The organism is Flaviflexus salsibiostraticola (genome assembly GCF_003952265.1).
Classification (GTDB): domain Bacteria; phylum Actinomycetota; class Actinomycetes; order Actinomycetales; family Actinomycetaceae; genus Flaviflexus; species Flaviflexus salsibiostraticola.
The window spans coordinates 1,425,717-1,447,446 of sequence record NZ_CP034438.1; the positions used below are offsets into that span (position 1 = coordinate 1,425,717).

The 21,730-nt window shown below is 65.9% G+C and carries 17 protein-coding genes; 7 read left to right on the plus strand and 10 right to left on the minus strand.

Features of this window, described 5'->3' with window-relative positions:
* Nucleotides 1-2: 2 nt before the first annotated feature.
* The 8 genes from EJO69_RS06590 to EJO69_RS06625 all read right to left on the minus strand — a co-directional run bounded on the left by EJO69_RS06590 (nucleotide 3) and on the right by EJO69_RS06625 (nucleotide 9,537).
* Nucleotides 3-1,505, minus strand: coding sequence for a xylulokinase (locus EJO69_RS06590; protein WP_126040393.1), 1,503 nt, complete (start codon nucleotides 1,503-1,505; stop codon nucleotides 3-5).
* 11 nt (nucleotides 1,506-1,516) lie between these two features.
* Nucleotides 1,517-2,221 (minus strand): L-ribulose-5-phosphate 4-epimerase, encoded by a 705-nt coding sequence (locus tag EJO69_RS06595; RefSeq protein WP_126040395.1) that lies wholly within the window; start codon nucleotides 2,219-2,221, stop codon nucleotides 1,517-1,519.
* Complete coding sequence (locus tag EJO69_RS06600; RefSeq protein ID WP_245993517.1) at nucleotides 2,218-3,777, minus strand: ribulokinase; 1,560 nt, start codon at nucleotides 3,775-3,777, stop codon at nucleotides 2,218-2,220. The genes EJO69_RS06595 and EJO69_RS06600 overlap by 4 nt, the downstream gene beginning before the upstream one ends.
* Nucleotides 3,774-5,135 carry an iron-containing alcohol dehydrogenase gene (locus EJO69_RS06605; RefSeq protein WP_126040399.1) on the minus strand — a complete coding sequence of 454 codons (1,362 nt, stop codon included), beginning with the start codon at nucleotides 5,133-5,135 and terminating at the stop codon, nucleotides 3,774-3,776. Before EJO69_RS06605 ends, EJO69_RS06600 begins: the two co-directional genes overlap by 4 nt.
* Nucleotides 5,136-5,209: 74 nt before the next feature.
* The gene (locus EJO69_RS06610; RefSeq protein ID WP_164519891.1) at nucleotides 5,210-5,971 is read right to left on the minus strand and encodes a DeoR/GlpR family DNA-binding transcription regulator; all 762 of its coding nucleotides are present in this window, start codon (nucleotides 5,969-5,971) and stop codon (nucleotides 5,210-5,212) included.
* 38 nt (nucleotides 5,972-6,009) lie between these two features.
* Complete coding sequence (locus EJO69_RS06615) at nucleotides 6,010-7,554, minus strand: FGGY-family carbohydrate kinase (protein WP_126042401.1); 1,545 nt, start codon at nucleotides 7,552-7,554, stop codon at nucleotides 6,010-6,012.
* Between the two features lie 64 nt (nucleotides 7,555-7,618).
* Nucleotides 7,619-8,467 (minus strand): HAD-IIA family hydrolase, encoded by an 849-nt coding sequence (locus tag EJO69_RS06620; protein ID WP_126040403.1) that lies wholly within the window; start codon nucleotides 8,465-8,467, stop codon nucleotides 7,619-7,621.
* Between the two features lie 50 nt (nucleotides 8,468-8,517).
* Entirely contained in the window at nucleotides 8,518-9,537 is a 1,020-nt protein-coding gene (locus EJO69_RS06625) for a DUF7973 family transport facilitator (protein ID WP_126040405.1), read from the minus strand.
* A 561-nt stretch (nucleotides 9,538-10,098) separates the two neighbouring features.
* Between EJO69_RS06625 and EJO69_RS06630 the strand changes: the two genes are divergently transcribed.
* From EJO69_RS06630 to EJO69_RS06640, 3 genes are read left to right on the plus strand one after another with little or no spacing between them, the layout of a single operon-like run.
* The gene (locus EJO69_RS06630) at nucleotides 10,099-10,935 is read left to right on the plus strand and encodes an HAD-IIB family hydrolase (RefSeq protein WP_126040406.1); all 837 of its coding nucleotides are present in this window, start codon (nucleotides 10,099-10,101) and stop codon (nucleotides 10,933-10,935) included.
* Nucleotides 10,932-11,771, plus strand: coding sequence for an SMP-30/gluconolactonase/LRE family protein (locus EJO69_RS06635; RefSeq protein WP_126040409.1), 840 nt, complete (start codon nucleotides 10,932-10,934; stop codon nucleotides 11,769-11,771). The genes EJO69_RS06630 and EJO69_RS06635 overlap by 4 nt, the downstream gene beginning before the upstream one ends.
* Nucleotides 11,772-11,788: 17 nt before the next feature.
* Nucleotides 11,789-12,451: an ATP-binding protein gene (locus tag EJO69_RS06640; protein ID WP_245993520.1), complete on the plus strand. Its 663-nt coding sequence runs from the start codon at nucleotides 11,789-11,791 to the stop codon at nucleotides 12,449-12,451.
* Nucleotides 12,452-12,551: 100 nt separating this feature from the next.
* Here EJO69_RS06640 and EJO69_RS06645 read toward each other — a convergent pair whose 3' ends face one another.
* Nucleotides 12,552-13,592 carry a zinc-binding dehydrogenase gene (locus EJO69_RS06645; RefSeq protein ID WP_126040411.1) on the minus strand — a complete coding sequence of 347 codons (1,041 nt, stop codon included), beginning with the start codon at nucleotides 13,590-13,592 and terminating at the stop codon, nucleotides 12,552-12,554.
* 212 nt (nucleotides 13,593-13,804) lie between these two features.
* On the opposite strand from EJO69_RS06645, the gene EJO69_RS06650 reads away from it, so the two are divergent.
* Nucleotides 13,805-15,673, plus strand: a complete 1,869-nt coding sequence (locus EJO69_RS06650) for a potassium transporter Kup (RefSeq protein ID WP_126040413.1) — start codon at nucleotides 13,805-13,807, stop codon at nucleotides 15,671-15,673.
* Between the two features lie 69 nt (nucleotides 15,674-15,742).
* Here EJO69_RS06650 and lysS read toward each other — a convergent pair whose 3' ends face one another.
* Nucleotides 15,743-17,218 carry a lysine--tRNA ligase gene (gene lysS / locus EJO69_RS06655; protein ID WP_126042405.1) on the minus strand — a complete coding sequence of 492 codons (1,476 nt, stop codon included), beginning with the start codon at nucleotides 17,216-17,218 and terminating at the stop codon, nucleotides 15,743-15,745.
* A 368-nt stretch (nucleotides 17,219-17,586) separates the two neighbouring features.
* Between lysS and glpA the strand changes: the two genes are divergently transcribed.
* The 3 genes from glpA to EJO69_RS06670 are packed head-to-tail and all read left to right on the plus strand — an operon-like array spanning nucleotide 17,587 to nucleotide 21,697.
* Nucleotides 17,587-19,161, plus strand: coding sequence for an anaerobic glycerol-3-phosphate dehydrogenase subunit GlpA (gene glpA / locus EJO69_RS06660; protein WP_126040415.1), 1,575 nt, complete (start codon nucleotides 17,587-17,589; stop codon nucleotides 19,159-19,161).
* On the plus strand, nucleotides 19,158-20,408 hold the full coding sequence (gene glpB, locus EJO69_RS06665; protein WP_126040417.1) for a glycerol-3-phosphate dehydrogenase subunit GlpB: 1,251 nt from the start codon (nucleotides 19,158-19,160) through the stop codon (nucleotides 20,406-20,408). Before glpA ends, glpB begins: the two co-directional genes overlap by 4 nt.
* Complete coding sequence (locus tag EJO69_RS06670) at nucleotides 20,405-21,697, plus strand: anaerobic glycerol-3-phosphate dehydrogenase subunit C (protein WP_126040419.1); 1,293 nt, start codon at nucleotides 20,405-20,407, stop codon at nucleotides 21,695-21,697. The genes glpB and EJO69_RS06670 overlap by 4 nt, the downstream gene beginning before the upstream one ends.
* Nucleotides 21,698-21,730 lie beyond the last annotated feature (33 nt).

Genomic DNA, 21,730 nt, shown 5'->3' on the forward strand with positions numbered 1-21,730 from the left:
TTCTACTTCCTTGCGTTGATTCGAGTGAAGATGTCCGCGAGCTTTGGGTAGATCTCCTGCTGGATCTCTGCCCATTCGCCATACACGTGGTAGGCATCCATGTCCGGCTCCGTCCTGTCGACGAAGCTCGACATGCCCTCCGAGGCGGACTGCACGTCGGGGTAGGCGCCAATCGCCGCCATCGCCATCATGGCGGCGCCCTGGGCGCTGACCTCCTCCGCTCCGGAGACGACGAGCGGCAGGCCCGTCGCATCGGCGAAGATCTTGCGGTACAGCGGGTTGTGAGAACCGCCGCCCGTGGCACGAAGCTCCGTCAGCCTCCGACCGGTTGACTTCTGGACGCGCTCGAGGTTGCCCCGCAGCTCCATCGCCATGCCCTCGATGATCGAGCGGTACATGTGGGCGCGTGTGTGGGCCGTGCCGAAGCCGACCATGATGCCCTTCGCGAAGGGGTCCCAGTGCGGGGACTGGACCGCGTTCCAATACGGCACGGTCAGCAGCCCCTCGGTGCCCGGCTCGAGCTCAGCCGCGGCCCTGTCGAGCTCCTCGTCAAGACCTCCGGCCTTCGACGGGTCGCCGAGCTCCGAGCGGAACCAGTTGGCGAGCACCGAGCCCGAGTTCTGGACGATCTCGAGCACGAAGGAGCCGGGGATGCCGCCGAGCAGCGTCCGGTAGGCGGGCGAGTAGGCGAACTCGAAGGCGTGGACACCCGCGACGATCGACGTGCCGATGTTGACGTAGGCGACGTCCTCGGCGATCGCGGAGGTGCCGAGTCCTGCCGCCTGACCGTCGCCGACACCGGCGACGAGGACAACATCGTCTGCCAGACCCCACGAGTGAAGCAGCTCCGGCTTGATGGTGTCGATGACCGAGGCCGGCTGTGCCAGCTCCGCCATCTGCTCCCGAGTGACGCCGGCGATGTCGAGCAGCTCATCGCTGTAGTCAACGTTCGCGATGTCGAGGAGATTGAGCGTGTCGGCCGAGCCGACCGCCGAGACCCACCTGCCCACGAGGCGGTGGGCGAGGTACGCGTGGACGTCGACGAGGCGATGGGCCTCTGCAAGGACCTCCGGCTCGTGCTTCTTCAGCCACGCGATCTTGTAGAGCGCCGGAGTCGTGTCAGCCGGCTTGCCCGACAGCTCGTGGATGTGGTCGGATCCGTATTCGCGGATCTGCTCGCCCGCGCGAGCATCGAGCCAGAGGATGGCGGGGCGGAGTGCCTCGCCATCCTCATCGACGAGTGCGAACGATTCGCGCTGATGAGTGATGCAGAGAGCCCGGATCCGCTTCCGATCGCTCTCCTCCAGCGCCGCGCAGGCCTGGCGGATGGCGGACTCGGTCGAGGACCACCATTGGACAGGATCATGCTCGTACATGTCCATGGCTGGCGTGAGCATGTCGATGTCGGCCTTGCCGCTGGACAGGACTCTGCCCTGCGTGTCGACGACGACTGCCTTGGAGGCGGATGTGGAGGAATCTATTGCGATGACAAGCGGATCGGACATTCTCTGCTCCTTCAGCTCTTCTGTCCGTACACGTTCTGGTAGCGATCGTAGAGAGAGTCGATGTGCCTCTGCTCGATCGGGACGGGATCCCCGAGGGACTGCGCGGCGGCGACCGTGCGAGCGACCTCTTCGACCATGACGGCGGCCTTGACCGCCGCGACAGCGTCCCGGCCGATCGTGAAGGGACCGTGGTTCGCCATGAGGACCGCGGGTGAGCGGGAGTCCTTGAGCGTCTCGACGATACCGCGACCGATCGAGTCATCCCCGATGATCGCGAACGGACCGACGGGGATCTCCCCGCCGAACTCGTCGCCCATCATCGTGAGCACACACGGGATCGGCCGGTGGACCGCTGCGAAGGCGGTGGCGTAGGTCGAGTGCGTGTGGACCACGCCGCCGACCTCCGGCATGTGCCGGTAGACGTAGGCGTGTGCGGCCGTGTCGGACGAGGGCGAGAGATGGTCGGGCGTGCCGTCTTCAATCTTCTCGCCGTCCATCGTGCACACGACCATGACGTCGGCGCTCAGCTCGTCGTAGCGCACCCCGGAGGGCTTGATAACGAAGAGGTCAGCACCGGGAACGCGCTCAGACACGTTCCCGGCCGTCCACACCACGAGGCCGTTGGCGGGGAGCTCCGCGTGGAGCTCCGCCACCTTCAGCCGCGTCGCCGCAACCGCCTCCTGGACATCCTTTGGCAGTTCAGACAGCTTGATCATTTCGAGCTCTCGAACGCCTTCGCCTTGATGTCCTTGAGCCTGTACATGGGCGAGTTCTCGTTGCGGCCGAACTGGTCGTGCAGCTCGAGGTAGATCTCGTACAGGGCGTCGTACTTGGCGGCGCGGTCCTCGTCAGGCGTGTAGGCCTGCTTGCGGACGTTGGACATGGCGTCGGCAGCCTTGAAGACATCCTCGTAGATGCCCGCTGCGACGGCGGCGAACACGGCCGAGCCGAGGGCGCCGGTCTGCTCCGCCTCGGAGACCGAGATGGGGCGGCGGGTGATGTCGGACATGAGCTGCATGTAGAACGCGTTCTTCAGCAGGCCGCCGGCGGCGACGATCTCCTCGACCTCGACACCGTGCTTCTCGAAGTTCTCGATGATGACACGGGCGCCGAAGGCTGTTGCCTCGAGCAGTGCGCGGTACTGATCCTCGGGCGTGGTCGTCAGCGTCTGGCCGATCATGAGGCCGGACAGGCGAGCGTCGGCGAGGATCGAGCGGTTGCCGTTGTGCCAGTCAAGTGCGACGAGGCCATGCTCGCCGACCTCCTGGTCAGCGGCCTTCGCGACGAGGAAGTCGTGCAGCGAGATGCCCCTGCGGGCAGCCTTCTGCGCGTACTCGGCGGGGACGCAGTTATCGGTGAACCATCCGAAGATGTCGCCGACCGCGGTCTGGCCGCCCTCGAAGCCCCAGTAGCCGTCGACGGCGCCGCCATCGACGATGCCGAACGTACCGGGGACCTCCTTGAAGTCCTCGCCGTTGATGACGTAGCAGGAGGAGGTGCCGAGGATTGCGGTGAGCTGGCCGGGGCGAACAGCGTTCGCACCCGCAACGACGACGTGGGCGTCGATGTTGCCCGCTGCGACGGCGGTGCCGGCCTTGAGGCCCGTCAGCTCCGCCATCTCATCGGTCAGCCCGCCGACCTTCGCGCCGAGCGGAAGGATCGGACCCGCCATCTTCTCTTCGAAGACGTCGCCGAAGCCGGGGGCGACTGACTCCAGGTAGTCCTTCGACGGGTACTCGCCGTCCTGGTACATGCGCTTGTAGCCCGAGTCGCCGGCCGAGTAGGCGCGGACGCCCGTCAGCTTCCAGGTGACCCAGTCGAGCAGGTTGACGATGTACTCAGTCTCCTCGTAGACCTCGGGGGCCTTCTCGAAGACCTCGAGAGCCTTGGGCAGGAGCAGCTCGGAGGACAGCACGCCGCCGTAGCGGGGCAGCCACTCCTCATTGCGGTCCTGAGCGGCCTTGACGAGGCGGTCGGCCTGGTCCTGGGCGCCGTGATGCTTCCACAGCTTGATGTAGGCGTGCGGGTTGTTCTTGAACTCGTCGCGCTCGCACAGGGCATTGCCGTCCGCATCGGTGAAGAAGACGGTCGCCGACGTGGCGTCGATGCCGATGCCGACGATGTCGGCAGGATCGACACCCGCGTCCTTGATGGCCCCGGGCACCGCGGTGCCGAGGACCTCGATGTAGTCGCCCGGAACCTGGAGCGCGAACTCCGGCGGCAGCTTCTGGCCGTCACCGGCGTCGAGCGTCCTTGCTGGGTGGTGGATCACGCGTGCGGGTGCTGGCCCCAGAAACCGTCCGGAGCGAAGAGCTTCTCAACAACCTCGTCGAGGATGCCGAGGTCGGTGAGGATGTCGAGGACCGTGTAGCGCGGCCTGATCATCTGCGCCTTGAAGTGCGTCTTGCGGAAGCGCTCCATGTCGACCTTGATGAGCTCGGGGTGATGCGGGGCGCCCGCAGCCTTGAGCATGTCCATCGCCTCCTGGGCGGTGACCAGCTGCTCGGTGCAGCGCTCCTTGATGGTCGGCCACTTCTCCTTGAGGAGCTCGATGCGCTCAGCAAGGGCGTCGCCCGACATGAGCTTCCCGACCGAGTGCTTGACCGACTCGTCCTGGATGTTCTCGTTGAGGGTCGCACGGACATCCGCCTCGACCTCTTCGGGGGTCTTGGCCCGCTGGAGCGCCTTCTCGACGTCGAAGTCCTCGACGTCCATGCTGAGGAAGACCTCCCAGATCGCACACGATGCGACGGTGCCGACGCCGACCTTGAAGCCGTGGCTGAGCGGCGGCTCCCAGTCGAGGCCGTGCCCCTCCATCTCCCACGTGTGGGAGAACTGGTGTCCCGCGCCCGAGGCGGGGCGCGACGACTTGTGCGCCTGCATGGCGAGGCCGGACATGATCTGGCCCTCGCCGAGCTTGGCGATGGCGTCCTCTTCGGCGTTCGCCACGGCGACCGGGTCGGAGAGCGAGTCGCGCAGCGGGCCCTGGACGAGGCTCCACACGTACTCGTCGATCGGCTCGATGCCGAGCTCGTCGGCAAGGATCCAGTCGGCGCCCGCGGGGATCTTCTCAATGAGATCGCCGTAGCCGGTCGCGGTCAGCCGCGCCGGTGCCTGGACCATGGTGTCGACATCGGCGACGAGGCCGAGCGGTGCCGGGCAGGACCGGGTGATCTTGAAGCCGTCCTTGGCGATCGATGCGCCGAAGGCGGCGAAGCCGTCGACCGAGGCGGCCGTGCAGACGTTGACGTAGTGACGGTCGAGCTCGCCCGAGGCGAGCTTGGCGATGTCATTGAGCGTTCCTGCGCCGAGCGAGACACAGATCGTGTTCTCGTAGGGGCGGAGCACCTCGCGGAGCACCTCGACGTTCTCGTAGCCGGCGTACAGAGTCGGCGTGCCCGGGAAGATGTAGGGCTCGTCCGCGAACTCGACCCCAGCCTCCTTGAGAGATGCGACGACTTCGTCTCCGACGGCGGCGAACGTGTTCTCGTCCGCGACGACGAGGACCTTCTGACCCGGGAAGAGCTCGGCGAACATGGGTCCCGTCGCCTTATTCACGTCCTTCCCGAATGCGATGGCCTTCGTCTCATCAGCGGTCTTGAGCGCCTTGTCGATAAGTGATTCTGACATGTGATTCTCCTCTCCTTGCTACACACGGTAGCCAACAGCGCCCGCGGGCGCCGATGTTTCTGCAGTTCTAATGCTTAAGCGACGAGGACGCGGGTCTCCGCCCTGAGCCCTTCGACGATCTCCGCGGGCACTGCGTCATCGACGATGACACAGTCGAACTCGCTGATATCGACCATCTTGTGAAGTGACGTCCGGGTGAACTTGGATGCGGTCGTCACCAGCAGGGAATACTCGGCCTGTGAAAGAGCGAGGGCTTTGAAGGATGCGACTTCCGCGTACGGATGGTAGACCGCAAGATTCTGAACAGAGGCGGCCCCGAGGACGACCGCGGCCGGGCGGAGGTTCTCGAGCTCAGCCGTCGTCGTCGGTCCGAAGAACGCATCGAGCGGCGGGTTGTAGATTCCGCCGAGGAAGATGAGCTTGCCGAGCGAGCGCTTCGACAGGGCCCGTGCCACCGCGAGAGAGTTCGTGATGTACGTCCTCTGGGTCGCATCGTCGAGATACTCGACGATCGCGAGGGCGGTCGTCGAATCGTCGAAGAAGATCGACGAGTACTCAGACAGCTCGGCGGCCGCCGCACGCGCCACGACGTCCTTCGCCTCCGACTCCTGAAGCAGGCGGAAGGAGACCGGGGTCTCCGAGAGGGACGAGGCGAGCGCGGACACCTCGCCGCGCGATCGCCGGACGAGTCTCTTCGACTCGAGCGTCGCCAGATCCCGGTAGAGCGTCATGGGCGACACGTCGAAGAGCTCGATGAGCTCGTCGGTGCGGATGGCCCCGCGGGAGTAGATGAGCTGCGCCAGATCGTCTTGGCGCTGCTGCTTCGAGAGACCCACCGACGCCCTCCGTCCCGCTGCGGACACCACAGCCTCTGCTACTTGGACCGCATGCTGTCGACGTAGTCGACAGTTGCGTGTACGTGCTCCTGGACGAGCGGATACTGGGCGATGTACTGGTCCGCGAAGAACCGGTACTCCTCATGCCTGGCGAGGTCCGGCTCGATGTGCTCGCGCTCGTGGACCATGTTGTCCGCCGCCTCCTCGACCGAGCCGTACAGGCCCGCGCCGGCTGCGGCGAGGATGCAGGAGCCGAGCGTGACCGCGTCGCCGACCTCGGTCAGCGTGATCGGGATGCCCGTGACGTCCGCGTGCATCTGCGTCCAGCCCCGCGACTTCGTTGCGCCGCCGCAGGCGACGAACTGCGTGACCTCGAAGCCGGCCTCGGCGAGCTTGCGCATGTTCGCCTCGACGCCGTAGCAGACGGCCTCCTGGATGGCGCGGTACATGTGCTCGCGAGTGTGGGAGAGCGAGAGGCCGGTGATGACACCGCGGGCCTTCGAATCCGAGTAAGGCGTTCGGTTGCCCTGGAAGTACTCGTTGATGATGAGTCCGTCGCAGCCGATCGGAATGTTGGCCGACCGCTGGTTCATGATGTCGTAGACATTGAGGCCGGTCGACATCGCCGCGGACTCGATGTCCGGGCAGAAGCTGTCCTTGAACCACTTGAGGACGGAGCCGGAGGATACGAGCGAGGTCTCGACCGTGTACTGGCCGGGGACGACGCCGTCGGTGTAGCCGCCGAAGAAGCCGGGGCCGGAGATGGGATCGGAGGCCTGGCCGGACATGACGTGCGACGAGCCGGTCACGAGCGACATCTTGCCCGGGCGGAGTACGCCGAGGCCGATCTGACCGTGCCACGCGTCGCCGCCGCCCTGCGCCACCGGGGTCCCGGGGATGAGATCGAGCTGCTCCGCGGCCCTCTTCGTGAGACCACCGACGGGTGTGCCGAGGTCGTTGATCGTGCTGGGCAGCTTGTCGAAGGCATCACCTGCGCCTGCCGCCTCGTAGAGCTCGACGGGCCATCCGCCCGTGTCGCGGTCGTAGTACGCGCGATGGGCGGCCGTGTTGATGTTGAGGGTCCACTCACCGGTCAGCTGGTACGTGAGCCAGTCCGGTGCGTCGACGATGCGGTGGGCCCGCCGGTAGGTCTCCGGCTCATTCTCACGCAGCCATGCCGCTTTGAAGGGGAACCATTCAGCCGTCGGGGGCAGCGTGCCGCCGCCCGTGTAGCGGTGCGCTCCGAGATCCGTTCCGGCCGCGCGAGCGGCCTGCTCGGTTGCGCGGACGTCCATCCACATGATGGCGGGTCGAAGGGACTCGCCATTCTCGTCGAGGGCGAGGACGGTCATCGTCGTCGCATCGTAGGAGATGCCCGCGATCTGGTGGGGCTGGATACCAGCGCGCTCCATGACCCGGTGGGCAGAGGCGACCAGCGCACCCCACCAGTCGGTGGGAGACTGCTCTGCCCAGCCGGGTGCAGGATGTGTGGTCTTGTACGCGGTGGCGGCGAAGGCCACCGGGGCTCCGACGAGGTCGAAGATGCCGACGCGGCAGGACTCCGTACCGAAGTCGATGCCCATGACATAGGGACCGCCGGTCAGCGCGTTCCTATTCTCGAAAGTTGACAACTCAGTCTCCGCCGAATCAGGAATCAGAGTCCGACCAGCCCCAGTCGGAGCGGATGCTCTCGGGGATGAGGTGGTCGACGCGGTTGAGGACAAAGGTCGGCTGCTGGCTCTCCGGAAGCGCCTGCGCCTCCTCGAGAGTGGAGTCGCCTGTGAGGACGAGGGTGGAGGCCATGCCGGTGTTGATGGCCATGCCGATGTCGGTGCCGAGCCTGTCGCCCACCATCATGCAGTTCGCAGGGTCGACGTCGAGATCGCCCAGCGCGGCTTCGAGCATCGCGCCTTCGGGCTTGCCCATGTTCGCCTGGAGTTTCGTGCCGGTCGTCGCCTCAATCGCTGCGACAATGCCTGCGGCATCCGGCTCCCCGCGGCCGCCCGGGAAGGGGCAGAACTTATCGGGGTTGGTCGTGATGAGGAATGCCCGCTTGTGGAACCAGATCGCGTCGAAGGCGATCTGCAGCTTGCGGTATTCAAAGGTTCGGTCGTAGGAGGCGATGACGATGTCGATCTCCTCCGGGTTCTCGCTCATCCGGATGCCGGCGTTCGCCAGCGCCCTCTTGAGCGGCTCTTCGGAGATCGGGAACACCGTCGCATCAGGATGGTGCTTCTTCAGCCACCGCGTCGTGGTGACGACGGTGTTCGCGATCTCTTCGATGGGAGTCGGGAGTCCGAGCATGTCGAGCTTCTGCGCATACTGCTCCGGATCCTTCGTCGGATTGTTCGATAGGTATCGAACTGGTTTACCCGAGGAATGCAATCCCTCAATCAGCCTCTTTGCTCCGGGGAGCAGGTGGTCACCGAGATAGATCGTTCCGTCCATATCAAAGACGTATGCGTCATACAGCGTCTCGGGCGAAGTGAAGATCATGGGGATTGCATTCCTTGGGTTATGTGGTTGGTTGACTGCCCGGCAGGTGCCTAGGCGACGACCGCAGTGATCGCGAAGATGATGGTCGTGCCGACCCAGATCGCGAACGCCGGGGGGTCGATGTGGGTGTCGCCGTTGGCGTTCGTCATACGCGACAGCGCCTCACCGAGGAGACCGCCGATGATGCCGAAGACCGCGCCGATGAGGGCTGCGATCGCGAGCGACGTGGTGTCCCACTCGGAGGGAACCGACGTACCGGCGAGCACCGGGACGAACTTGGTCGCGGCGAGCGAGGCAAGGATCGTCATGTGGTGCGTGACCGGAGTCTTCATTCCTGCCGAGAGGAAGACGAGGGTGACGGCCGAGATTGCCCAGCCGATAAGGAACGCGTGGTTCTGGATGGTGCCGCCGGAGACATCGAAGAAGCCGATGATGACGACGAGCGTGGCGAAGGCCGACATGAGGCCCGAGGTGAAGCCGTGCATCGCGGTGATGCCCCAGCCCTCCTGGTGCTCGACCCAGTGCTTGCCCTCGCCGACGGCGAGAAGCGGGTGGTCCCTGGTCGAGAAGAGGCCGGTGGAGCCGAACATGAAGCGGATCACGATCGACAGAACGATGATCGTGAACGCGACGGTATCGGTCCAGCCGATCGCCTCGTTGCCGAACTGCAGGTCCGGGTTGCTGACCGAGAAGGTCGGCAGCGCCGCGAAGGCCTGGTTCAGGAGGTAGCCGAGCATGCCGAAGACGCCGCCGACTGCGAGGACGTCCGAGCGGCCGATGCCGGCGAGCGGGGTGACGATGTCACGGCCGTTTGCGCCGCCGGCCATGACGCCGCGCTTGGCGCCGTAAGCAGCAGCTGCCGCACCACCAAGGAAGGCGATGTGCGGGCCGAAGACCGGACCGAAGACGACGGAACCCATGAAGCCGCCGGCGTCAGCGCCGCCCATGTAGCTGCCGAGGCCTACCAGGAACAGCAGACCGGTGAAGATAAAGGCTGTCTGGCCGCCGATGGCTGCGCCGAAGGCGCCGCCGCCGAACGAGGCAATGAGCCATAAGAGATCAATTTCCACGTTGAATTCCTCTTTACGTTGTGGGGCTGAGTACGCCGCGCATCCCTGACAGGGAGATGCGGGATCGTCCGCCGTCCTTGGCGGGGAGATCGTGCAGCGCTTTGAATTGGATGAGCGGACGGTGATGACCGCCCAACCCAGTTATACGACGGCAATCACGCTCAGGGGAAAAGGCGCTCCGCAACACCCGCGTGAGCAGTGCTTCCACAGGCCGATGAGATTCGGGCCGCGCGTACGCAGCGCCCCGCCTCTCCATGTCGCCTCTGGATGCGAGGTCATCCGCCCCGATCGCTCGACGTGAGCTCTCAGTTGAGAGTTCTTCATCAATGATCAATGCGGACCCCCTTTCGTGCGCCTTTGCCAGTCCAAGAACCGATACACCGATGTAACGGTCTCACCGTCACCAGAGATTAACACTATTCATGTTAATTTCCGCATCCGTCCCACCGCGGTGCACCAATGCGCGCGACACTCTTGTCGTACTGCAACCCGTTGCAGGGGTGGGTGCGAGGCCGGCGACCTGTTCATCCCGGTTTCACCTCTGTCCACTAAGGTTGGGGTGTGAGCACACCGATACTTGATCTCGACAATCTCCCATGGCCCGCCGGCCAGCCGGAACACTTCGTCTTCGATGTGGACGGAACTCTGACGGACCACGAATCCGTCACGCACCCCCCGACGCTCGATGCGCTCCGCGCCGCACACGATGCCGGGTACCCGATCACCGTGGCGACGGGCCGCATCCTCTCAGCGGGCGTTCGCCTGCTCGAGCGCGCTGGCGTGGAGGGCTGGGTCATCGCCAACTGCGGCGGAGTGGTGTGGGACGGCAGCGACGTCGTCGACGAGCACCCGCTGCCTCGGGAGACCGTCGAGAGCTTCATCTCCCTCGGGCGCTCACTCGGCATGACCCCCGCGGTCTACTTCGTCGACGATATCTATATGGACACGGTCGAGACCCTCGTCATCCCCGAGGTGTCCCTTAACGCCAACGAGGGCAAGCCGATCCACATGGTCGATCTCGAGACCCTCGACCTCACCCACGTGACGAAGGTGCAGTTCGCAGCCGATATCCCTGTTATCGATCAGTACCATGCGCGCGTCGCAGAGGAGTTCCCCGGCGTTCTGCGCGGCCACCCGTACATCCTCGAGCTGCCGCCCGAGGGCATCACGAAGTGGGAGGGCATCGAGACCGCCCTCGAGCGGCGCGGACTGGACGCCGAGTCCGGCCTCGGCGTCGGAGATTCCGGCAATGACACACCGTGGCTGCCCAAGATGGGCATCTCCCTTGCCGCCCCCGACTCACCCCAGGACCTCATCGACGTCGTCGACGCCGTCCTGCCCCCCGTCGATCATCCTGTCGCAACTCTCATCACCACCATCCTGAGGAGGAACCGATGAAGGCCGAACAGATCACCAACCCCGTCGCCTACCACGGCGAGGGACCCTGCTGGCATCGCTCCTGGGGCGGTATCCGCTGGGTCGACATGCTCGCAGGCGACCTCCTGACACTCAATGCCCAGGGCGAGGTCGACCGGCTCCACGTCGGCAAGATCGCCGCCTTCGTGCGCCCGCGCTCGCGCGGCGGTTACGTCGTCGGCCTCGAGAACACCATCGGTCTCGCGACCTCGGCCTTCTCCGAGCCCGTGGCGGAGCCGCACTTCTGGAGCGACCCGAACCTCCGATTCAACGAGGGTGGCTGCGACCCGTGGGGCAACCTGTACTGCGGGTCGATGGCGTATGACCGGACGGAGGGTGCGGCCACCCTCTACCGGGTCAGCCCGACCGGCGAGCGCGAGACGGTCCTCCCCCACGTGTCGACCTCGAATGGCATCGCCTTCTCACCGGACGGCACTCTCGCCTACTACAACGACACGAAGCTGCGGCGCACCGACGTCTTCGACGTCATCGACGAGCGCCTCATCAACCGCCGTCCGTTCGCAGACTCCGACGGCGCCAGCCCCGATGGCCTGACAGTCGACTCCGAGGGCAACGTGTGGGTGGCGATGAACCGGCATGGCAAGGTGCGCCTCTACTCCCCCGACGCCGCGGTGCTGACCGAGATCGAGCTCCCCGTTCGTCTCGTCACCGCCTGCACCCTCGGCGGTCCCGACTACCGAACCCTCTACATCACGACGTCTCGTGAGAACCTCGACGATCCAGAACCTGAGGCGGGTGCGCTCTTCGCCACCCACGTCGATGTGCCGGGACTGCCTATTGCCGAGTACGGCGGGTGAGCGACTATCGTTAGACCGTGACGATCAATCTGACCGGTGATGATGGCCTCTTCGAGCTCCCTCCCGAAGAGCGCAGGCCGTCTGCTCGAGTGATCCTCGTGACCGGTCCCTCGGGTTCGGGGAAGACCCGGTTCACGAATCGGACCGGGCTGCCGGTCGTCGCGCTCGACGACTTCTACTTCGACGACACGCAGCCGGGCCTTCCGATGAAGCACGGCATCATCGATTGGGACTCCCCCAAGTGCTGGAATCGTGACGCGGCCATGACCGCGCTCATCGAGCTGGCCACCGTCGGCGAGTCGGTTCTGCCGATCTACGACATCCCCTCGAACTCGAAGGTGGGCGAGCGCCGGCTCCACCTCCAGGGCTCCCAGCTGTTCCTCGCGGAGGGCATCTTCGCGGCCGAGCTCGTCGAGGTCGCCGAGCGCGAGGGCATTCTCGCGGACGCCCTCTGCATCTCCCGCCCCCGCCTCCAGACATTCTGGTTCCGGCTCATGCGGGACCTCGACGAGGGGCGGAAGTCGACCCCGACCCTGCTCCGCCGCGGCATCTCCCACGCCTTGAACGAGCCGGAGATGTACCGCCGACTCGAGTCGAAGGGCGCCCGGCGCGTCAGCATCGTCGAAGCGCACGAGACGCTCACCCAGATGCTCGCCAAGCAGCGATACACCGGGCCGTAAAGAGCTTAAACCAGCGCGCAGCCGGCTCCGCCGGACGATCATTGACGAGACGAATGTGGCCCCGCAGGTGCGGGGCCACAGCCATAAGGGACAAGGTCGATCAGCCGGGGATAACCGCGGTCTTGATTCCTCGGCCCGCGCTCACGTGCTCGATCGCGGCCCCGGCATCCTCCAGCGCGAACGGTTCGGTCAGGAGTGCGCCGACGTTGATCGAGCCGTCGCCGATGAGCTGGACGGCGCGGCGGTAGTTGTTGCGCCCCATGTTCGAGCCGCCCGTGACGGTGAGCTCGTTGTAGTGGATGAGGTTCGGGTCGATGCTCGCCATCTGCCCCTTCGGGAAGCCCGCGAACGCGTTGACGCGGCCGCCGTTGCGGGCGGACTGCAGGGCTGTCTGGAAGAGATCGAGGGCGCCGATGCACTGAACGGCGACGTTGGCTCCGAGGCCACCCGTCAGGTCCTTGACGTACTCGGGCACGTCGACATCGCCGGTGAGCACCGTGTGCGTGGCACCGACCTCCTTGGCGACCTCGAGCCGTCCCGGGGAACGGTTGACGACGATGATCTGCGAGGCGCCCCGCTGCTTCGCCACCATCGTGTGAAGCAGGCCGATCGGTCCCGCGCCGATGATGAGGACGGTGTCGCCGATGTCGATGCCGTAGTTGTCGACGCCGTTGAGGACGCAGCCGAGCGGCTCCGCGAGCGCGATCTCGGCCGGGTCGGCGCCCGGGTCGGCGACGACGATGGCGCCGCGTTCGATCGCCTCGGCGCTGACGAGCACGTACTCGGCCAGGCCACCATCGATCCAGTAGCCGAAGAGCTTGGCGTTGATGCACATGTGCTCGAGGTGGTTGAGGCAGTAGTGGCAGCGCAGGCAGGGCACGGTCGGCATGACGCCGACAAGATCGCCCTCGCTGTATCCCTCGACTCCCTCGCCGATCTCGTGGACGTAGCCGGAGAATTCGTGGCCCATGATGACGCCCTGGCGGACGCCGGCCGTCTTCTCACCCCGCAGGATCCTGCCGTCGGTGCCGCACACGGTGTTGGCTCCGACTCGGAGAACGAGCTCACCCGGTCCGGCCGTGGGGGTGGGGACGTCCTGCATCTCAAGCCGGTTCGGACCGACCAGTACTGCTGCGCGCATGGAAAACTCCTTGAGGATCCTCAATGATCTGATGCCGCAATCCTACCCCGCGGTCGTTTCATCGGGTGGAGACAGCGCCCGCTCGCTGGCCTTCGCCGGAGAAGCGGGAAGCAGGTCTGGCGCCCGCCTGTTCGTGTCGAGGCCGCTCGGTGCTCGCAGATCACACGGTATGGGTGTGGGCCTGGGACTGGAACCGGCGTATATTTCCGATCATGAAAACCCCCATGCGGGTCGATGCGCCTCTGGCGCTCGGTGCGCTCGGCGTCGTCTTCGGCGACATCGGGACATCCCCGCTCTATGCCATGCATGCGGTTCTGTCCCACGACATCATTCCCCGGTCGGCCGACGCGATCACCGGCATCATCTCGCTCGTCTTCTGGTCGCTCCTCATCATCGTCGCCGTCAAGTACATCCTTCTCCTTCTGTCCGTCGATAACGACGGAGACGGCGGCATCATTGCCCTGTCGGCGCTCGTCATCAAGGACGGCCCCCGGAGATTCGCACCCTTCGCCGTCGGCGCGGCCATCTTCGGCGCGGGCCTCTTCTACGGCGATGGCATCATCACTCCCGCCATCTCGGTCATGTCAGCGACCGAGGGGCTCTCGGGGATCAACCCGACCTTCGAGCGCCTGGTCGTCCCGCTCTCTGTTCTCATCGTCGCAGCGCTGTTCGCGGTGCAGCGCCTCGGCACGGGCCGGGTCGGCTCCCTCTTCGGCCCGACGATGCTGATCTGGTTCCTCACGCTGGCCGCCCTGGGCGTTCCGCACATCGCCCAGCACCCGGCGATCCTCACCGCGCTTCTACCCCACACCGGACTGCTCTTCATCGTCCACTATCCCGTGGCGGCGTTCTTCGCCCTCGGCGCGATCGTCCTCGTCGTGACCGGTGCTGAGGCGCTGTACGCGGACATGGGGCACTTCGGCCCGCGGCCGATTCAGCTCGCCTGGTTCGCCGTCGTCCTGCCCTGCCTGACCGTCAACTACCTCGGCCAGGGTGCTCTCCTGCTCGGCAACCCGGACCAGGAGGCGAATCCCTTCTTCGCAATGGGACCGGAGTGGACGCGGCTGCCGCTCGTCATCCTCGCCTCCTCCGCCGCCGTCATCGCCTCCCAGGCGGTCATCTCCGGTATCTTCTCGATGACCCGCCAGGCGGAGCACCTCGGCTACCTGCCCCACATCCGGTCGATCCACACGTCGCGCTGGGTGCGCGGCCAGATCTATCTGCCGACCGTCAACAGGCTCCTCTTCATCGGGGTCATCGCCCTCATCATCATCTTCCAGTCCTCATCGGCCCTGGCGAACGCGTACGGGTTGGCCGTGACGTCGACACTCATCCTCACCTCCATCCTCTTCGTCACCTACGTGCGCACGGTCCGCCGCTGGCGGGGGTGGCAGGTTGCGGCCTTTGTCGCGACAGCGGTATCGATCGAGGTCGTCTTCTTCGGCTCGGGCCTCATCAAGATCCTGGCGGGCGGCTGGATCCCCCTCATCATCGCCGCCGCCCTCGGCGCCGTCATGGTCGTGTGGCGGAGGGGCCGTCGGCTCCTCAACGCCCAATACGGCAAGCTCGTCGAGGACCGCGACCGCTTCCTGCGGACCCCCGGCTTCACGGTCATACCCGGCACCGCCGTCTATCCCCACCTCGACCACGGCACGACATCGATCGCGCTCCTCGCCTCGGCGCGGGCCTTCAGCGCGATCCACGAGCGGATCGTCGTCGTCTCGATCGAGACGCTCCACCAGCCCCACGTCCCCGTGACGGAGCGGTTCACTGCCCGATCGACGTTCCGCTCGACATACTCGATCCGGTACGACGATGTGAGCGTGCGGTATGGGTTCAAAGATGAGGTCGACATCCCGGCCGCTCTCGCCGAAGCAGCAGCCCAGCATCTGCTGCCGCCCGTCGAGAACCCCTGGTATGTGACGAGCGAGGCCTCGTTCACGCCGACGGGATCGGGGCTCATGCCCGGCTGGCAGAGGGCCCTCTTCGTCGCCCTCTACCGCAATTCAGCGCGGCCTGCGAGCCGCTTCCGACTGCCGAAGCATCGGACCCTCGTCTTCGGGATCAGCGCGGATATCTGAACGGCCGCCAGTGCTGGAGACACGTGTTGGGCCGCCCCAGTGGGGCGGCCCAACAGGTCTGAGCAATCCTCAGCGGCGGCGGACGAAGGGGAAGGCGATCGTCTCGCGGATGCCGAGTCCGGTGAGCGCCTGGAGAAGGCGATCGATGCCGATGCCCATGCCACCCGCGGGCGGGAAGCCCTGCTCCATCGCCTGGATGAAGTCCTCATCGAGCTGCATGGCCTCCGGGTCACCGTCGGCTGCGGAGAGCGACTGGGCGATGAGGCGCTCGCGCTGGATGACGGGATCGGCGAGTTCGGAGTAGGCGGTCGCGGTCTCAACGCCGCGGATGTAGAGGTCCCACTTCTCGGTGAGGCCGGGCTTCGTCCGGTGGGCTCTCGTGAGGGGAGACGTGTCGACCGGGAAGTCACGCAGGAAGGTCGGGGCCCACAGCCTGTCGCCGACGAGCTCCTCCCAGATATCCTCGACGATCTTGCCCGCAACGGCGTAGGGCGGGACGGAGATGCCGTGCTGCTCGGCGATCCTCTCCAGCTCGCCGCGGGGCGTGTCGACGCGGATCTCCTGGCCGACGGCCTCAGAGACGGACTCGTAGAGATCGAGTTCCGCCCATTCTCCACCGAGGTCGTACTCGGTGCCATCCGCGAGGGTGACGACCGTCGATCCGAAGGCGTCCATCGCCGCCCGCTGGACGAGATTCTTCGTCAGCTCGGCCATCGTGTCGTACGTGCCGTAGGCCTCGTACGCCTCGAGCGCCGTGAACTCCGGTGAGTGGGTCGAGTCGGCCCCCTCGTTGCGGAAGTTCTTGCCGATCTCGAACACCTTGTCGACACCGCCGACAACCGCCCTCTTGAGGTAGAGCTCGGTCGCGATCCGGAGGTAGAGATCCTCATCGTAGGCATTGATATGGGTTGTGAAGGGCCGAGCGGCCGCGCCGCCGTGGAGCGGCTGCAGAGTCGGGGTCTCGATCTCGATGTAGCCGCGATCGTCGAAGTTCGCGCGCACCGACTTCATGACATCGGATCGGACGCGGATCATCTCCCGCGCCGCGGGGCGCATGATGAGGTCGAGGTGGCGCATGCGGACGCGGTTCTCCTCCGACAGTCCGACCTCCTCGCCATCCTCCTTCGTGTAGGTCTTCGGCAGGGGGCGCAGCGCCTTCGATGCCATCGCCCACTCGTGCGCAAAGACAGAGAGCTCGCCGCGGCGGGAGGTGCCGACGTGGCCGGAGACGAATATGTGGTCGCCGAGATCGACATCGGACTTGAAGCGGGCCATCGCGTCCTCGCCGACGACCTTCTGCGAGAGCATGACCTGGATGCGATGCCCGGGGCCGTCCTGGAGGGTGGCGAAGAACAGCTTGCCCGACGTGCGCAGGAGCATGACGCGACCGGCGATGCCGACCGTCGCCTCGAGCTCGGTCCCCGCCTCGAGGCCCTCGTGGTCCGCTCGGACCTGTGCGATGGTCGTCGTCACGGGAAGCTCGGCCGGGTAGGGGTCGATCCCGTCGGAGATCATCTTCATGCGCTTCGCGGCGCGCACCGCCATCTGCTCGGACGCGGTCGTTTCACTCTGCTCAATCTCAGTCACCGGGCCAGTCTACTAGGGGCCGCATGGGCCGGGCATGGGGTAGGAGTGTGCGACTGCTCGCCATACGGAGTCCAGGCGGCGGCGACCACCGTCGATCACGAGCGCGTACGACTCCTCTCCCGGACCATTTCCGAACCGCTCTCCTTGCGTAAATCGGCGAGATACTGCGGATTAGTGCAACTCGGTGCGCAACACCGTGCGCCGACGTGCACGTCGGCGGAAAGCGTCCTATAAGTCCCGAATCGGGGGTGCTCGGTGGGTAATCTGTAAAGGTCACCAATGATGCTGTTCACCATTGGCACTCTTTTTCTTTCCAGGGAGCCCACATGAAGAAGTTAGAAACGGACGTCGTCGTCATCGGCGGCGGCTCTACAGGAGCTGGCGTCGTTCGTGATGTCGCCATGCGCGGGTACCGCACGATCCTCGTCGATCGTGCCGACCTCGGCCAGGGAACGACCGGACGGTACCACGGCCTTCTCCACTCCGGTGGACGCTACGTCGTGTCCGATCCCCACTCGGCGACCGAGTGCGCGGAGGAGAACGACATCATCGAGCGCATCCATGCGGATGCGGTCGAGACGACCGGCGGACTCTTCGTCGTCGGACCCGATGACCCGCTCGACTTCGCCGATGACTGGCTGAAGGGCGCGCAGGCAACCGGAGTCCCGCACGAGGAGATCACGATCGCCGAGGCGCTGCGGCGCGAGCCCCGTCTCAACCCGAAGTCGAAGCGCGCCTTCGCGGTCAAGGACGGCACGGTCGACGGCTGGCAGATGGTGTGGGGTGCGGCGCGCTCCGCCGAGGAGTACGGCGCCCAGATCCTCACCTACCACGAGGTCACCGACATCATGCGCGACGGGGAGAAGGTCCTCGGCATCCGCGCCACCGACCACAAGACGGGCGAAGAGATTCAGATCGACTGCTCGTTCGTCATCAACGCGGGCGGCCCCTGGGCCGGTCAGATCGCCGGCATGGCGGAGTGCCCCGACGTTGACGTCGTCCCCGGCCGCGGCATCATGATCGCGATGAACCACAGGCTCGTCAACCAGGTCGTCAACCGCTGCATCTACCCCGCCGACGGCGACATCCTCGTCCCCGTCCACACCGTCTGCATCATCGGCACAACCGACGTCAAGGTTGACGATCCCGACAAACTCGCGATCCCCCGCAACGAGGTCCAGCAGATGCTGGATTCGGGCGAGGTCCTCGTCCCCGGCTTCCGCCAGGCGAGGGCGATCCACTCGTGGTCGGGTGCACGACCGCTCGTCAAGGACAGCCGCGTTGACCTGACGGACACCCGCCACATGTCCCGCGGCATGTCGATCATCAACCACGAGTCCCGCGACGGCCTCAGCGGCCTTCTGACGATCGCCGGCGGCAAGCTCACGACCTACCGGCTCATGGCGAAGAACATCGTCGACATCATGGTCGAGCAGCTGGGCGATGACCGGCCGTGCCGCACCGAGACCGAGGCGGTTCCCGGGTCGAAGGACCAGAAGAACTACCACGTCACCCACCGCCTCGATGAGGCCGAGAAGAAGCTCCAGAAGGAGCAGATCGTCTGCGAGTGCGAGCTCATGACCCGCAGCCAGCTCGAAGAGCTCATCGAGGAGCAGCCCATGGCCTCCTTCGATGATCTCCGCCGTCAGCTGCGCCTCGGCATGGGCCCGTGCCAGGGCGGGTTCTGCTCGATCCGCGCCGCCGGCATCATGCAGGAGTCCGGCAAGGCCGACGTGGAGCGCGTGACCGAGCTGCTGCGCAGGTTCCTGAAGAATAGGTGGATCGGGCTCTGGCCGATCCTGTATGGCGATCAGGTCCGTCAGACCGCCCTCGACAACTGGATCTTCCAGGGCACTCTCGACATGGATCACCTGCCCGAGGCCGAGGAGGCTCACGTATGAAAACCGTCGTCATCGGTGCCGGCATCGCCGGCCTCGTCACCGCGATCCGACTGAGGGACGCGGGCCAGGACGTCACGCTCGTGACGAAGGGTATCGGAGGCCTCCAGCTCGGCCAGGGCACGGTCGACGTGTTCGGCTACAGCCCCGACCGGGTCGACAACCCGATCGCCGAGGTTGAGAAGGTCTCCTCGTCTGACCCGGCCCATCCCTACGCCCCGATCGGCGCGGACGCGGTCCGGGCCGGCGTCGACTACCTGGCGAGCCTGCTGGGCGGGCTCCTCGAGGGCTCCGTCGAGAAGAACTACCTCCTCCCCACCGCGGTGGGCGCCTTGCGCCCCACGTCCTACATCCAGCCGTCGATGACGAACGGTGTGTGCGAGGCGGGTAAGAAGCTCCTCATCGCCGGCCCCCGCCAGCTCAAGGACTTCTACCCGCAGCTCATCGCCGGCAACCTTGCCCGCACGGATCTGCCCGACGGCGGCAGGGTCGAGGCTCGCCCCGGCTCGTTCTCGATCCCGGCCCGCGGCACCGAGGCCGACTCCTCGGCGCTGCGCTACGCACAGGCGCTCGACCAGCCCGAGTACCGCAGGCAGTTCGCAGCGCAGATCAAGCCGCTCGTCAAGGAGGGTGAGACGGTCGGCCTGCCCGCCATGCTCGGCCTCAACAACCACGACGCGTGGCGGGATCTGCAGGATCTCATCGGCGCACCGATCTTCGAGATCCCGCTGCCCCCGCCCGGCATCCCCGGCATGCGGATCAACCAGGTTCTCGTGGACATGGCGAAGGAGAAGCGGGTCAAGGTGATCCTCGGTTCCCCGGTCACCGCCGGCACCGTCGAGAACGGCCGCATCGTCTCGGTCACCGCCGCCTCGGCCGGCCATGACATGGTCATCCCCGCCGATCACGTCGTCCTCGCCACCGGCGGCTTCGAATCGGGGGCGCTCGAGCTCGACTCGTACGGCCTCATGTCTGAGACGATCTTCAACCTGCCGCTCGTGGGCACCGATATCCCGGAGCCGACGCACGGCGACTACTGGGGAGATCCGCAGCCGATGTTCCGCGTCGGCGTCAAGGTGGACTCCGACATGCGTGTGCTGGACGCCTCGGGCGATCCGGTCTACGCTAACCTGCACGCCACCGGCGGCATCCTCGCGGGTGCGATCCGGTGGACTGAGAAGAACGGCGAAGGCATCGCGCTCGGCTCCGCGATGGCGGCTGCCGACGCAATCCTTGGAGGTTCCAAATGAGCATCGACGCATTGGCAAGCACACACGAGAGTCCGCTGCAGTTCGCCGCCGATCAGGTCGCCAGGGCGTCGCTCGATCACTGCGTCAAGTGCACGATCTGTGAGACGCAGTGCCCGGTCGCCCGCGTGACCGATCTCTTCCCCGGCCCGAAGTATGTCGGCCCGCAGGCAGAGCGCTACCGCCACGAGAAGTCGGTCGACCACTCGCTCGACTACTGCTCCTCGTGCGGCATCTGCACGTACGCCTGCCCGCAGGGGGTGAAGATCGCCGAGCTCAACTCGCAGGCCCGTGCGGTCATGAAGGCGGAACCGGGCAAGATGCCGATCCGCGATCGCCTCATCACCCAGACCAGCCTCATGGGCATGGCCATGACGCCCGTTGCCCCGGTCGCGAACTGGGCGCTCAAGCAGAAGCCGATCCGCACGGTCGTTGAGAAGACGATCAAGATCCACCGTGACGCCCCCATGCCCGTGGCGACCTCCCAGTCGTTCATGAGCTGGTGGAAGAAGCGGGAGAAGCCGACCTCGAGCCCGCTGGGCCCCGTCGTGTTCTTCCACGGCTGCGCCGGCGCCTACTTCGAGGTCGAGACCTCGAAGCGCACCGTCGAGGTGCTCGAGCATCTCGGCTACGAGGTCATCGTCCCCAAGCAGGGCTGCTGCGGCCTCGCCCAGCAGTCGAACGGCCTGTTCGATGAGGCGAAGAAGTCGGTGCTCAAGCTGTCGAACGCTCTGCGCTCGGCTGGCCGGGACCTCACGATCATCTCCTCCTCCGGCTCGTGTGCGGGCATGCTCAAGCACGAGGCGCACCTCATCATGGGCGTCGACGACCCGGCCCTTCTCGATGTCGGCACGCGGATGAGGGAGACGTCCGAGTTCCTCAACGAACAGATCGAGCTCGGCATCCTCGATCCCGCGAAGCTCCGCGAGATCAACGACACGGTCACCTACCATCAGCCGTGCCAGGTCAAGACGCAGGGCATGGGCCTGCCGACGATCACCCTTCTCGAGACGATCCCCGGCCTCACGGTCAAGGAGTCGGGCGAGAACTGCTGCGGCATCGCCGGCACCTACGGCCTCAAGGCCGAAAAGTACGACATCGCCCAGCTTGTCGGACAGCCCCTGTTCGACAAGATCAAGGCCTGGAGCCCGAAGCTCGCCGTCTGTGAGACGGAGACCTGCCGCTGGCAGATCCGCAAGGGTTCGGGTGCGAAGGTTGTCCACCCGGTCAACCTCATCCACCACGCCCTTGGCCTGTCCAACGATCTCTACGATCGCTCAGCCAAGAACTGACTGGTATGAGTGAGGGCCCGAAGCACTGCTTCG